The sequence below is a fragment of the Acinetobacter sp. SFD genome, from assembly GCF_001647575.1.
GTDB lineage: Bacteria > Pseudomonadota > Gammaproteobacteria > Pseudomonadales > Moraxellaceae > Acinetobacter > Acinetobacter pecorum.
This window is the reverse complement of sequence record NZ_LSZJ01000012.1, coordinates 123,391-137,204: the sequence shown is the minus strand read 5'-3', so window position 1 is coordinate 137,204 and position 13,814 is coordinate 123,391. Positions and strand designations below refer to the sequence as shown.

Sequence of the window (13,814 nt, the reverse complement as noted above, 5' to 3'; positions counted from 1 at the left end):
AGATTTTAATTGCAGTTTTCATAATCGATCAATATTTTGGCCGCAGCCTTAGCAGCCAACCAGTAGCGCGCATTAAATCGGGCCAACTCATCCTCATTGGAGATAAAACCAAGCTCCACAATCAAACCACCAGCATTCACGTATGCCAAGCGGCCACGTGCTGACTTAGATTGATCAATCCAGCCATTATCACCACGTAACCGGCTACCCAGCGCATCTGCTACAGCTTTCGACAAATCCTGTGCGAGCTTCTTGTCTTTCGGCAAAGCAATCGTTTCAACACCATTGGCCTGCTTCGATGCTGCAGCATTCATGTGGAACTCAACTGCAACACTTGAGCCTTGAATTAATTTGACTGCAGCAGACAATGGGTCGTTCTTGGTGCCAGTGCCATCAGTTTTGACTTGTAGCCCTGCCTCACGCAAATAATGAGTCACTGCATTGCGGAAATTAACCACCAGATCTGCTTCTTTCACTTTACCATTCACGGCACCTGGATCAGTATTGCTATGCCCTGCTGTTATTGTGGCAAAGCCTAAAGGCTGCTGGAGATTTGGCTGGGCCTTTTTACGGCCAATAAGTACAGCCAAAAACATCAAACCTAAAGATGCAATCGTTTGATATGGCTCAGGCAGCACATTGGCGTTATACACTTCCTGAAGAACCAAATGTATACAGGATAAAAAAAGCGCCATATAGGCGCCATATTTTACTGAGTCAAACTTCCATACACTTTCATTAATTAATTTCATGGTTTCCTCTCTTTGATGATTTATTTTTTCTGTTGATCAATTTGATTTCGCATTGCTGCTAAGTCCGTATCCATTCGAATCTGTTTTGATTCAATGATGGCCAGTTTTTGATTTAGTCCCGCATTCTCTTTGGCAAGTCCGGTATTGCTCTGAAACACCCAGGAACCGAACGCTATAAGCAGTCCAATAGCAGATCCCCCCATGGCTTTGGCGAAGGTGAGCCCTCCCTTTGCTTGATTCATATCTGCTTGAAGCAGATCAATATCCCGTCGGTTTGCTACTGCCTGTGATTGGTAATATTCATTTCGTTCAGTTAAACGAATAACGTTGTTATTCAGCTCGCCCATTTCTAAGCGCAGCTGATCTAGCTTTTTCTCAACACGCACTCCGTATGTTTCATTGTCAGGCATACGCCCTCCTAAATTTTGGCAATAAAAAAGCACCTAAAAGGTGCTTTTGTTTGGTTAAGTTTAGACTTCTATTTCTGAATGCTGACCCGTGGGCGCTGGCCTTAAAATCACCTGATTTGAGATGAATACTCTGGCACCTAAATTATAAGCTGTGCCAGATGTACATAATACTGGACCGGATCCACCGTCGATCTGCACCCGGTATTCTGGATGCTTCACTGAGGTGATGGTACCGATGTATTCAGCATGGGTTGGATTTAAAAGCTTTCGCAGTTCAAATAAAGGATTACTCACGGCTAATACGCTCCACGGTAATGGTTTCATTCACCTTTTCGTATGAAAAGCTGCCTGATACCGAATCAATCACGCCCCACCACTGGCCATTAAAGGCAATGATTTTACCAGGTAACATCTCGCCAATTTCCTGACTGACCGGGAGATCCGAGAAAGTGTGTAGCTCCTGAATATTAGCTTTCACCAGTTCATTTTTGCCATAACTCGCACCCGACACCATATTAAAGAGTGGTCCAGTGACTGTTTCTAATGGCACATCACCAGACGTACCTCTCTGCTGTACTTTTAGGCTTTCGCCACTTCGACTATTCACCACTGTGATGGCATTAAAGTCAGCAATGTATTCATCGTTCTGCTTGATGTTCTGCTGCATTACCAGGCTTTCAGACAACAGAATGTCGTAATCATCTACCGTCATCGCATCCCAATAACCTTTCTGGTACCGGGGTAAAATGGTGAGGGTATTGCCTGCTTTTTGGCTATAGATAAAGCCACCTGCTGCATCAACGACCTGCTTGATTGCATCGATTGGTGCAAGTTCTGCATAACTCAGGCTTTCAGTAGGCACGATCCAGCCCAGTTCATCAATCAGCTTCCAGTTCAAAACAGTACCACTATTTGCTCGATCAAGTTCTGCCTGCACCAACTGTACAGAGGTTCGTTCATTGTCCTGAATAAATGAGCGTGAAGGCCCATATTTATCAGAATTTAATGCAGTCACACTTCGACCTGGATAAGTGTATAAAACACTGGCAAAGCGTCGGGTCTCCTCTGGATCTTCGAGCAGAATATGGTGCTCAAATCCATTGATCATGATCTTAAGAATCACCGGCTGGCCATTAATCGGCTGCAGCTTAACTTTTTCAGTATGAGCCACAGTAATTGAATAGGTCCAGCACCACTGTGACCGGCTGGTGCTGTAGGTGCCATCCATAACTTTGATCTTCTCGCCGGTATCTAATCGCTCGGCTATTAGTGTGTTCACGATATACCACCAGTTCCTTTTCGGCAGTGCTGGAATACAGTCATCTGCACCAAAATTTAAAACAACATCATGTGAATCAACCTCATGACAGAGACAGATAAAGTTTAAATCCGTACTACCTTCATATTTAGGTATTTCAGGCTTTGGCCAAGGTTGAACCGGATGCTTACGATAATGAATCGCTTTGGCTTGATCCCAGGGCAAATCTGACCTGGTGACAATCTCAAGCCCTTTATCCCACTCAAATGAAAAGCGGTGCTCAAAGACTTGGGCCACTTCATGTGAATAAGTAAAAGTCTTACGCTTGCGGATCATCTCCTGCCAGATCATTTCCCGGTTATGGCGCAGTTTGATCGTTTCTTCATGCAGATAGCGCTGATGAATAAAGCGTTTATCGCCTTCTTCCCAAACAATATAAGCATCAGAACTTAATCCGGTTGCCTGCTCATGCAAGGATCTGACCGCTTGGATTAATGAGCCTGCCTGCTCATACTGAATATTTGCCTGATTCGAAATGACTAAGCCTTGATCATAAAAAAGAGCCTCATTCGAGACTCTTAATATTGGCTTGGCCCATGGTATTTCTGTGGTACTCAAGGCTGCGATGGCCTTCTGATATCGCATGTCAAAACCATAAGACACACCGACCAGATGATTGATGTCGAATAATGCCTTAACTTCAAATTGAAACTCAGTGTCCAAAACCATATCAATGATGCAGAGGTTTTCAACAAAGACCGCTTCGACCTCAAAACTAAAGCTCGTATCTAAAACAGTATCGATCTGACCAAGAACATCAGTATTTTCACTAAATACAGCAACCACATCAAAGCTGAATTTGGTGTCGAGTACCGTGTCTATAACTGCAGTATTTGCACCACTGTCGGCATAGACCGCTGTAACATCAAATGTAAACTCAGCATCGAGTACTGTATCGATTGCAGCTGTAACATCATCGCCAAAATTAAGATTGGTTGTGCCATTCGCCAGATGCTCAAAATTCAGAATGACATTGTGGCTGTCAGTATTATCTGGCTTGAAGTTTAGGTTGAGATTGTGCGAATCAACGGTGCCGAGCTTATTTTTAAAATCCACATGAGCACCCTTTTAAAATTAAGGTCTGAGTTTTATCGAGGTGACTGACAACGTGCCGCCAAGCGCGAGATTAGTATTAGCCAGGCTAATATCTACACCTACCATCAGATCAGCAGCAACTTCACCTGCACCATTATAGATACGCGCCCATGTTGCAGTACCCGCCTTAATTACAGTGGCTGTGTCGGTTGGGTGAAACTCAACATAGGTAGCCGTAGTTTCTTTAATACATGGCTCTGGAAAAGTTAGCGTCACAAGCGCATTGCCTAAGTCTGCTGCAACCGCAGGACTAGCAGGCTGCACACCTTCATAAAAAATAACGGTAGCACTTTGGCCACCGTTATCTATAAAATTTGCAAAGGCTTGAATCATGGCAAGCCGTGCTTTGACTGATGTTTTACTCATTTTGCGACTACCTTATCCTGAATGACTGCGTTGTATTGATTGCTCGGATCAAAAGCCACTACAAAGCACTCAAGCCCTACGGCAATGTTTCTAAATGCATAAGAGCCATCAGCTTTAGATTTGATTTCCCAGAGCAATTGACGGTTGTCGCGGCGAAATACACAAACAGGTACTGGTGAGTAATTAGCACCTACTTTTTTGGTTATGCCTTTAATCATCCCCCTACCGTGATTGATATTTGTAGCTGTAAGCACCCGCACTGATCGAGTTATAGTATATCCTTTTGCTTTTAAGCGGATTACATCTGCACGGTATCCACCAAAAAAAACACGATGCAACTTAATCAAGTATCACCTCCTCCAGTGGGGCAGAAATGTAAAAATACGGATCGTTGCCAAAATTACCAGTCGGAATCAGCTCTGCATTTTCGCCATTTAGGACTGCTGGGCTTTGTGCTCTATCGGTTGATGGTCGATTTGATGTTGCATAAAGACAGCGATACACACCATAAGCGTAACCAATTTTCTGAGATGAGCTAAATTCATAAACAGGTAATTGTATTGCAGTGGTGATATTAAATGGCTGGACTAAACTTGATAAGAATGAGGTTGCGGGGACTTCTGTTGTTGAAAGCAAGTCAGAAAAATTTCCGCTTGAAGACACACCTAATCTACAACGTATATTTCCAACAAATACTCGACCAGTATTATTTTGATTGAAATTCCATGTGTTTGATGAAGATGGGCCTGAGTCTTCTGCTAATAAGACGGGATAGTCCACAGAAACGTAATCAACACCACTATGCGGGAAAATTGCATTAACTCGTCCTTGTCCTGAGTCAAGATTTGTCATCAAAACCATGTGATACAAACTGCCAACACACATAGCTTTGCCATATGCTGGGTAACCTACACTATATGTTGAGTTGTTGTCTGAGCCACCTGGATAGAGCTGAAACTCCCACTTGGTTCCAGTTGTTGGAGTTGCAATTTGTCTTGTTTCTGCTAGTGAAAATTCATCAGTTATAAACCCAGTTACAACATCAAATGTCTTGCCAATACAAACACTCACTACATTTCGAGCTGTTAAATTTGTTTGAAAGCATAAACGCGCATACATGTCTGTATTATCAATATGCTTAAACTGATAAATATGAATGTTTGCCTGTTCATACATAAGCTCCCAACCAAGCGATGCAACCTTAGTTGCGAAATTACCTGCAATTGAAGTTGGCGCCCCATCAATCGTCATCGTGACCGTATTAGTAGTGACAGAATCAATCCAGAACTCGCCGCTATTTATTGATGCTAAAGGACCTGTATCAATCTTTAAAACACGGTCAGACTTATATCCGTGTGAAACACCATAAGTGAAAGTGACCTGATTGCCTGTTACAGCCACGCTTGAAACAGTCTGCTCGTTATAGCCCAGTGCTAACATTTTCTTAAAACGATCCGGGAATAGGTTTTTTGATCCCGGACTGAAATCCAAGCCTACATCCGAAAAATCAAATAATTTAGTTTGTGTCTGCTTCATTGCCATTTTTATTCACTCATAAAAAAGACCGCATCAAGCGGCCATATTTGATTTAACTTTTAAACCACGCGGTCAATGTCACCACGCAGCATGATCTGGAATTGATCTGACATAACAGTTGGCTCAGATTGTTTTACTGTGCGGATCACCCAGACCGGGAAATTTGCAGCTACAGTATTAAAGCGCAGCACGTTACTGTTTGCCCAACCTGCGCCCCAACCTTCTTTTTTTACCGTGAAGTAAGACAAGCCAGTCACAGGGTTAATCGGTGAAAAATCAATATTCACACTCCCCGTGCCGATCTGCCCTGAATATTCACCAACACAGCGGAAATTGGTGTTATCCGTGAAAATCAGTGCCCATCGCTCCTGAATCGCACCTTTGTTCGTCACAGCAATTGGATATAACGCATCATTGTAATTTGCTAAAATCCCTGCGCCCGTTGGCTCATCAGCCCATACATTACTCCAAGATCCTTGCACAAACTTGCGGGTATAACGTGCCTGCATATCCCCAATCACTAAAGCAGATCCAACAATCGTATCCACTGCATCATAGTTATGGGTTAAAGGCTTGGTGAAAGTCAGCTGACCATTAATCTGTACATCACGGATCAGCCCCATATCCTGATAACGGTATCTCACTGTCAGTGGTGCAACCAGATTACCCAGTGCGAAGTCGCCGCCCAATGTCACGCGGCCATAATCATAATCCACTGTGTACAAATCGAAGGCTACTTTCGTTCCGTTAGTATCCTCAAGTTCTGCCCATGAAATGCGCTGATCATTCAGATCGTATGTGGTACCTGCAATTGCACTAGGCAGCTCTTGTGCTTTGCTTGAGCTGACAATACCAATCCCACCAACCCGGAAGATCGGCACCCGGCCATCGATCGGCAAACGCGTGGCAGACAGACCTAGAATTTCAGAGTCTAGTGGAATATAGGTATAAGCCACAGCGTTATAGCGTACGGATGAAGCATCGACCCAGACCGGAACATTGATATAAGTATCCAGACCTTCCTGATATTCAAGTAAAGGATCATACCAGTCCTTGGCTGCAATCTCAGCCCGATTGGCTTCGGTGATTCTGGTTTTGGTATAAAAGTAAATGGTGACAAAACCATTTTCCCAATTGACCTGCCCATGCGCCCGACTGGTTTCGATCACCCCATTTTCATCAGCGGTCAGTGTCAGCTGGCCATATTCAAGGGTTCCCACCACCACAGTTAAGGACTGTGGCCGGATCGGCATAATCGGGGTTCTAAAACTGATCTTGTTGACCGGTAACAGGTCGGTGGTGGTAGTTAAGGATTCCAGAGTAATCGTGTTATCTGCATTCGGAGTCCAGGAATCGATTTCAACAATCCCGGTGCCGTATTGAATAACACCTGACTGAATTCCGCTATTATTGGCCGGATTCACATTACGATACAGTAAACCGGTACGATCCAGAAAGGTATCAGCGCCAACTTTGAAGCGAGCTGAACCTGTCAAAATTTGTTCATCAAAACCGGAGGATAAATCCAGCTTGAGCTTGTTTGCGGTCACTGTATGTGTGGCTGAATTAGAACCTGACGTATCACGGTATTTCACTTGTACATCAACAGTATCAAAAGCTTTCAGCTCTACCTGTTCGCCTTGGACGCTGGATGGTTGTGGAGAATAAAAAGACATATTTCCTCACTATGCTGCTGCATAAGTTACTGACATCATTGGTAAGTACTCTTTTCTGAATACTTGCTGATATACCACCGGTGTGACTTCAACTGCGCCAGTAGCATAGGTAATGCTGCCCTGTACCTGACCACGCTCATCGACCAGATTGCCAATCATCACATTCACTGGCACATCAAACAGGCGCACTGTTCCTGTTAATTTCCGGTCGGTATTCTGAACGGGAATCTCCAGCTCGACACTATTCGGCTGAATTGATGGGCCGGTACCAATGTTGAAGACCAGCTTCTGGTTGGCATCTGGTGCAACATCCCTCTTGGTCTGCTCAAGTGATTGGCCATAGTTGTAAATCACCGAAAAAACTGTACCTTTCTGTGGCAGCTTGTTTGGAATGATCTTGCCGATACCGGTGGCATAGTTGATTTCACCTGTGGCATCACCAGTAAACTTGCCTTGAGCATTGGACGTCGCTGTTTTGGCCTCACCCTCAAGCAACCAGTTGATGGTGATGCCCGGCAAAACACCTGGTCGACCTAAATCAAAATCAAATGCAGCTTTTTCTACACTCAAATTTGATCGAACAAAGGTGACAATCGGTGTACCCCAGTTCAGCAGAATCGGCGTATCCACATCCGGTAAGGCACCAGTCGTTAATAGCCATGAGCCTGTTTCATAGTTGATCATGCCCGAACCAAATGACGGACTGGCAGCTTTTAACTGGCCCGAGCCATCATCTTTAAGCTCATAGAACTTGCCTTGCGACATATACGAGATCGACAAAGCGCCTGGTGCCGGAATTGGAATTAAAACGCCGGACCAATTGCTGCCCTGGTTATTCTGGGTTACTGGAATCGCGTGACTCTGGTAATACTGATTTGGTGCAGCTGCCGGCTTAAACGTAATATTCAAACTTACAGTGCTGGCTGGTGCTGCTGCAGTCCATTGAATCAAGCCACGCTGATAATCAATCGTTCCGACCTGGGTGCCTTGGGTATTTTTAAGCAGGCCGCCCTGATCGGTAATCTGCTGGCCTTGCAAGCTAAACGACACACTTGATGGAATCACTGCTGAGCCGATATACAGGTTCTGACTGACACCAATGTTCATGCCAGGATAATTGACCGTGATCGTGCCTTCATTACCCGCTACCAGCACCACGCTTTCACCTGCAGCGTTCACATCAATGATCGGTGTTTCGGTCTGGGCCGATGGAATTAGCTGGGCAAAAATACTTTTGGCATTGACCGTAAATTCACCCACATTGGCATCAGATGCCAGCGCTGTAGATGAATAGTAAAGGCCGGTATCCGCCACAATGGTATCGCGAATAATGGTTTTTGATTTCTCACCGTTGTACCACTGGCGTGCCGATAATCCGACAAAATCAACTTCGAGCGGATCATTGAGTGAGTAGGTCGCCACCTTATACTCAACATTCTTACCATCGATGACCATAATGGCAGTACGGGTTTCAATCTTGGTGATTCGCACGTACTGTTCGCGCTCCAATACCTTGCCTTCATCACTGACCAGCACAATGGTATCGCCTACCGAAGACTCCACTTCCTGAGGAAACATGGCGACCTGGAGTGATGACATACCCTGCCAATGGGTATCAAGTGGTGTGCCGGCAATCTGCCCGCCTTTGGCTAAATAGTTTTCTACCCGGTTCTGGGCAGCCTGACGTTCATCGTTCCAGTTTTTGGTGCTAAATAGCAGTGCGGATACGTTTGGATCCTTCGGCAGTTCAGAGACAAATACCGTTGCACCCATGAGTAAATCAGTATCTTCAGTGGTGACCGCTGGAAAGACCTTGCGCATGGAGACATCCCCCATGGCCCCATCCATCTCTGACACATCATTGAACAGGTTATTGCTGATGCCATCCTGCACCACGACACCAGAGTATTTACCACCGCCATCCGAGTTATCGGTCAAGCGTTCAGACTTGTAGATCACTAAATCTTTGGTTTCAATCGCCATCGTCTAACTCCGTAAAGCGCAAGGTCACATTAAAATAATCATCCAGTGATACCGCTGGAATTCCTTTTACCGGTGTGGCCTCTAAAGCCCCATCCTGGTGGTTAAATTTGACGGTGAATTTCCGGCTATCATGTGGCTGCTCAAATTGCAGTCTGAAATTCTCCTCCTGTAGCCTGGACCATTCCAAAACAGTCCGCAGTTCACGCAACCTGATCCAGCCCATCTGTGGATCTGCCGGCTGCAGGGTAATTGGTCGGCCCGACTTCTTTTTACCTTCCTGAATATGTAGAGTGCCATCCATGGAGTAAGCCTGACTCTGCTCAATGGCCTTCCATGAAAATTCATCAGGCCATAAAAAACCGTCCTCTAATGGGACGGTTTCTGATGTTGCTAAGCGAATAAGCTTCATGTGGATTTCGCCTGTATTTTTAATTGATTCACAAGTTCATTCATTAAAGATTCCTGTCCCGCAGGACCGCTAAATTTCATCTGCTTACCATTGAAGTCAAAGTTATAGGTAACTTCTTTGGCAGGCTGATTAGTGTCTCTGACAGATGGTACTGACGGAATAGACGGCGCATAGTCATTGAGACCACTGGAACCTGTTGACGCGAGATTAATAGAACGAAGCAATTCATTGATCTTGTTGGTTCCGTGCTGAGTGGTCAGACCATTCGCTGCTGCCCGATCAAATTCAGCATTGATCAATGCTTTCATGGCTGGATTACCATCCTTACCCAGTCCTTGAGCCTTGGCATCCCGATCCGCTGCCATCGCTTTGGACCAGATATCGCCAGCCAGTTTTTGAGCTTCCTTATCGCTATATCCCTTACTTTTCAGCTCGGAAAGTACTTCATCTCTGGTGTAGGAGTCATAGCCATAAATACCCTTGCTTAATACATCGCCCTGTCGCTTCATTTCCTTATTGAAATCACCTTTAGCTTTATTGACAGCATCAGCCCAGGCTTCGGTAGAAGATCTAGCTTCTTCCCGTGCGATCTGACCTGCATGACGGTATCCATCACCGATTCTATGTGCAGAGTCTCTGACCCGATGATTGGCTTTCTCCCAGTCATCCATGGATTTGACAATAGCTTTACCATTGTCTGTGATTTCCACTTGTAAACCATGACTTGCTGCTTTCGCTTGTACTAATGCAATTTGGGCTTTATCACCAGTTGCCATCGCAGCATTAAGCATTTGTATATAGGCTTGCTTAATACCATCAGCAGTAGCTTGCCCGCTCTTGCTTACCACATCAAAGTTTTTTCGAGCTGCAAGAGCTGCTTCATTCAACTGATCTACAGTCTTGATACCAAACTCATTGAATGCGGCAATAGCTGGGTTTAAAGCAGCAGGTAATTGGCCAGCCTTTTGCTCAATTTTGCTTAGTCCTAGTGCAACCTGTTCGCCAGTAATAATACCTTGTCTCTCAAGTTCTATGAGTTTTGCTTTTGCAAAATCCAGCTCGGCACGCGTTTGAGCTGTATCTACTGCTTTATTTAAATTGGCTGATAAAGCTAGACCTGTATCAATACCTTGCGCTTTGAACTTATCTAGGTTTTCAATAATGATTTGCACATCATTGGTGGCTGACTGGAAAGCTAAAGAAAACTTACCCTTTAATTGCTCGGTACTAATCCCTGTGCGTTCTAAAGCGGCCTTCATTACTGCTTCAGTGATTTGAGCACTCTTTTCTGCTTCTTTTGATGTTCCAGCAAATGCAGCACGAGCATTGGCTTCAAATACAAGCAGATCTTTACCATCAAGCGCCTTGCTTAAGCTAACCTGCAATTCGTCTGCTGTAATTTTTCCCTGATCTTTCAGCGCAATCAAAGCTGTAATCGAGTCATTAATCCCTCGGGTTGAATCAAACTTCATAGCATTAGAAATTTTCTCTAATGCATCTTTAGTTGGTTCCCCCTTCTTAATTAACTCATCAAATTCAGCAATCAGTTTTTTAGATTCTTCAGTAAGCTGATAAGTCTTTTCGCGCGCTTTTTCAGCTGTTGCTGTGAAAGATGCTTTTACATCAGCAGCGGCTTTGGTTTGAATTTCCTCTGCAGCAATTTGTTTTTCAAGGTCTTCAATAGCTTTGCCATAGCCCATAAGCTTGGCTGCACTTTCACCAATGGCTGTTCCAAGTGGTTGAAATACGGTAGGTATCAAAACCCCGAAAGCAGTAACTGCCACTCCAAGTGCACCTAATCGACTCACAAGAGTCATAATTGACCCGCTTGTAGTTGCAGCTGATGTTGCCGCAGCTGCTGAACCAGTAGCGAGCTGAGTTTTTGCAGTAGCTGTAGTTCTTGTTGCTGCTGCGTTCGCAATTTGTGCCTGTGTATTCGCTACAACTGCAGTTGTTTCCTGTGTAATCGCTGTGGATGCTGCCCGAATACCTGCTGCTTTATCCAAGAACATCATGCCAATGTTCAAGGCTTTGTAAGCAATAAATGCTTGTCCTGCCAGTGTTAATGTAGAAACGATTGTATCTAAATTCTCAGAAACAAATTTGATTGCTTCTGCAACTTTAGCACTTGCTCCGGTTGCAGCATCTGCCTCACCAATATAGACAGTCCATGCTGTTTTTAAATTTTCTATGGATGCCCCAATCGTTGTCGGGAATTTGGAAAATTCTGCGCTAATTGCTTCACTTTGACTTAACAAAGCCTTCGTTACCACATCAGTTGTAAGCTTCCCTTCCCCCGCCATCTCGCGCAATTTGCCTGTAGTCACATCAAGCCCATCCGCTAATGCTTGGGCCAATCTCGGTGACTGCTCCATCATTGAGTTGAATTCATCACCACGAAGTACACCTGAACCTAATGCTTGGTTAAGTTGAGTAATCGCTGCCTCATTTGATGCTGCTGATCCACCTCCCACCTGAATTGCTTTATTGATGGTTTCGGTTAAAGCCAGTGCCTGCTCTTGTGGCCATTTCATTTCCTGACCGATCTTAGTCAGTCGGGAATACAGGTCACCTGTTGCAGTTAGATTGGAGTTTGTTGCAATAGCAACATTTTTAACATCATCCATGGCCTTTTGAAGGTTGCCATGTTCGCCAATTGCAATTGTCAGGCGGCCAGATAGATTCTTATATTCATCAGCAGTCTGAGCAATCTCCATTGCGGTAGTGCCAATACCGAGAGCAGCTAAGGCTCCGGATACAGCGTTAAAACCTGTCTTTAAGCCTTGTAACTCCCCAGAAACACCTTTAGATGCTTGTTCTGTTTGTTGTAATTCTTGCGATGCTGCTTCTAATTCTTTATCGAGTTGCTTTATTTGTTGTGCGGTCTCTTGAGACTGGATGCCAAGCTGATCTACTTCTTTGGTAGCACTGCTAGTATCACCCACAAGATTTGCTGAGCCAGTTTTGAGTGCCGCAAACGCCTCTTTTGCTGCTTTCTCTGACTGATGCATATTGGAGACAAATGCTTGGGTGTCAGCCTCCATAACTAATTTAAAAGTTAGATTCTTACCAGACATGTTGACCTCTGAATTTTAGGCAATAAAAAACCCGCCGAAGCGGGTTTTAATTAATTGAAACTATTTAAGGTGCTTTATATTTCCCATCAAGAGTGTTCTTGCATTCATTTAAAACATAGGTTGATGTTTCTACCCCATTAGGTAATGTTGGGTACTGACCAATCTCTTGATAGTGTTTTAATCCTTTCGCCAAGCATTGATCCTGAATGTTTTTATTAGTTTGAGCATTAACATGTGAGCCATTCACGACGCCATCAATAAAACCATATAATAAAACCACAATGAAGGCACCAGCTATGCCTAAAACTAAAATAGTAATTATTGAACCAATATCTGTTTTTCTTTGAGTTCTACATACATTAGACGGCTTAACAGCACTGCTACTGCAATTTTCACATACACCTAAACCTACTCTGCGCCAAATCTCATAAATAATTGCAGGTAAAATAAAGAATAATGCCAATACAATAGTAAAAAAAAAGCTTCCTTTGGGTTTTGACCAGCCAATATGTCCGCAGTTATTACAGTCCACACAATTATTTGCCATTCGCCAATCCCCTAAATTATTATTTTCGCATCATAACTTTAGGAAGATCGCTGATCAATCAGAAACCATTTCTTTCTTGAATGACTCAAAGCCCTTCTTATCCGATTGAGCAACACGACCAGCAACGGCGTTATTAAAGATCCCTTGCTTATACAGCTTGTTTGCCGCCTTAACATAGCCCTGAAATGCGCCGTAGGTCATTTGCATGATTTCACTATGTTGATGGCCCATGGATACCAGAAACTGGAATGAATCAAACCAGGTGGAGTCCTTATCTTGTTTATTCACTCCACGTTTAGGCTTTTCGTATTTGAAATAAGTCTGATTAACGAGAAGCACCGCTTTAAGTAGATCTTTAAATCCCTGCTCATCAGCAGCAAGTTCTACCAGTGATTCATGGTCCAGATCGGTGACGCATGACATAGTCGAAATGACTTGAACGCCATGAGCCTGGAATAAAGTATTTAAAATCTCATCTGAATGATTTTGGTCTTTAATGAAGTTCTTCAATACTTCAGCATGCATTGCCCAGGTATCGAAATCTTTCATCTGGATCTGACGTACTTCAATATCATTAATTCTGATGCTTCGATTCGTTGCTAGGAAAAAATCATTCATGATGATGTCTCAAATTAGATTTTAATG

The 13,814-nt window shown here is 44.0% G+C and carries 13 protein-coding genes; all 13 read right to left on the bottom strand.

All coding sequences use genetic code 11. The features are described 5' to 3' along the window. Window positions 1–5 precede the first annotated feature (5 nt). Window positions 6–752, bottom strand: coding sequence for an N-acetylmuramoyl-L-alanine amidase (locus AY605_RS08275; RefSeq protein WP_064095941.1), 747 nt, complete (start codon window positions 750–752; stop codon window positions 6–8). Window positions 753–772: 20 nt separating this feature from the next. Continuing rightward, a complete protein-coding gene (locus tag AY605_RS08270) occupies window positions 773–1,162 on the bottom strand; it encodes a hypothetical protein (RefSeq protein WP_064095940.1) in 390 nt (129 codons plus the stop codon). Between the two features lie 60 nt (window positions 1,163–1,222). Then, the gene (locus AY605_RS08265) at window positions 1,223–1,456 is read right to left on the bottom strand and encodes a hypothetical protein (protein ID WP_064095939.1); all 234 of its coding nucleotides are present in this window, start codon (window positions 1,454–1,456) and stop codon (window positions 1,223–1,225) included. Further along, a complete protein-coding gene (locus AY605_RS08260) occupies window positions 1,449–3,536 on the bottom strand; it encodes a hypothetical protein (protein ID WP_064095938.1) in 2,088 nt (695 codons plus the stop codon). Before AY605_RS08260 ends, AY605_RS08265 begins: the two co-directional genes overlap by 8 nt. Window positions 3,537–3,554: 18 nt before the next feature. After that, window positions 3,555–3,941 carry a hypothetical protein gene (locus AY605_RS08255; protein WP_064095937.1) on the bottom strand — a complete coding sequence of 129 codons (387 nt, stop codon included), beginning with the start codon at window positions 3,939–3,941 and terminating at the stop codon, window positions 3,555–3,557. Then, window positions 3,938–4,288 carry a hypothetical protein gene (locus AY605_RS08250; RefSeq protein WP_064095936.1) on the bottom strand — a complete coding sequence of 117 codons (351 nt, stop codon included), beginning with the start codon at window positions 4,286–4,288 and terminating at the stop codon, window positions 3,938–3,940. Before AY605_RS08250 ends, AY605_RS08255 begins: the two co-directional genes overlap by 4 nt. Then, the gene (locus AY605_RS08245) at window positions 4,281–5,483 is read right to left on the bottom strand and encodes a hypothetical protein (RefSeq protein WP_064095935.1); all 1,203 of its coding nucleotides are present in this window, start codon (window positions 5,481–5,483) and stop codon (window positions 4,281–4,283) included. The genes AY605_RS08250 and AY605_RS08245 overlap by 8 nt, the downstream gene beginning before the upstream one ends. A 53-nt stretch (window positions 5,484–5,536) precedes the next feature. Beyond that, window positions 5,537–7,153, bottom strand: coding sequence for a hypothetical protein (locus AY605_RS08240; RefSeq protein ID WP_064095934.1), 1,617 nt, complete (start codon window positions 7,151–7,153; stop codon window positions 5,537–5,539). A gap of 9 nt (window positions 7,154–7,162) precedes the next feature. Continuing rightward, the gene (locus AY605_RS08235; protein WP_064095933.1) at window positions 7,163–9,136 is read right to left on the bottom strand and encodes a hypothetical protein; all 1,974 of its coding nucleotides are present in this window, start codon (window positions 9,134–9,136) and stop codon (window positions 7,163–7,165) included. Further along, window positions 9,126–9,545 (bottom strand): hypothetical protein, encoded by a 420-nt coding sequence (locus tag AY605_RS08230; protein ID WP_064095932.1) that lies wholly within the window; start codon window positions 9,543–9,545, stop codon window positions 9,126–9,128. Before AY605_RS08230 ends, AY605_RS08235 begins: the two co-directional genes overlap by 11 nt. Further along, on the bottom strand, window positions 9,542–12,622 hold the full coding sequence (locus tag AY605_RS15265) for a tape measure protein (RefSeq protein ID WP_064095931.1): 3,081 nt from the start codon (window positions 12,620–12,622) through the stop codon (window positions 9,542–9,544). Before AY605_RS15265 ends, AY605_RS08230 begins: the two co-directional genes overlap by 4 nt. 64 nt (window positions 12,623–12,686) lie before the next feature. Beyond that, window positions 12,687–13,169 carry a hypothetical protein gene (locus AY605_RS08220; protein WP_064095930.1) on the bottom strand — a complete coding sequence of 161 codons (483 nt, stop codon included), beginning with the start codon at window positions 13,167–13,169 and terminating at the stop codon, window positions 12,687–12,689. Window positions 13,170–13,223: 54 nt separating this feature from the next. Further along, window positions 13,224–13,787: a hypothetical protein gene (locus AY605_RS08215; RefSeq protein WP_064095929.1), complete on the bottom strand. Its 564-nt coding sequence runs from the start codon at window positions 13,785–13,787 to the stop codon at window positions 13,224–13,226. Window positions 13,788–13,814 lie beyond the last annotated feature (27 nt).

Excerpts from the sequence above, each read along its gene's own strand:
- AY605_RS08215 (WP_064095929.1), bottom strand. The coding sequence starts at position 13,787 with ATGAATGATTTTTTCCTAGCAACGAATCGAAGCATCAGAATTAATGAT.
- AY605_RS08220 (WP_064095930.1), bottom strand. The coding sequence starts at position 13,169 with ATGGCAAATAATTGTGTGGACTGTAATAACTGCGGACATATTGGCTGG.
- AY605_RS08245 (WP_064095935.1), bottom strand. The coding sequence starts at position 5,483 with ATGGCAATGAAGCAGACACAAACTAAATTATTTGATTTTTCGGATGTA.
- AY605_RS08240 (WP_064095934.1), bottom strand. The coding sequence starts at position 7,153 with ATGTCTTTTTATTCTCCACAACCATCCAGCGTCCAAGGCGAACAGGTA.
- AY605_RS08255 (WP_064095937.1), bottom strand. The coding sequence starts at position 3,941 with ATGAGTAAAACATCAGTCAAAGCACGGCTTGCCATGATTCAAGCCTTT.
- AY605_RS15265 (WP_064095931.1), bottom strand. The coding sequence starts at position 12,622 with ATGTCTGGTAAGAATCTAACTTTTAAATTAGTTATGGAGGCTGACACC.
- AY605_RS08270 (WP_064095940.1), bottom strand. The coding sequence starts at position 1,162 with ATGCCTGACAATGAAACATACGGAGTGCGTGTTGAGAAAAAGCTAGAT.
- AY605_RS08235 (WP_064095933.1), bottom strand. The coding sequence starts at position 9,136 with ATGGCGATTGAAACCAAAGATTTAGTGATCTACAAGTCTGAACGCTTG.
- AY605_RS08230 (WP_064095932.1), bottom strand. The coding sequence starts at position 9,545 with ATGAAGCTTATTCGCTTAGCAACATCAGAAACCGTCCCATTAGAGGAC.
- AY605_RS08275 (WP_064095941.1), bottom strand. The coding sequence starts at position 752 with ATGAAATTAATTAATGAAAGTGTATGGAAGTTTGACTCAGTAAAATAT.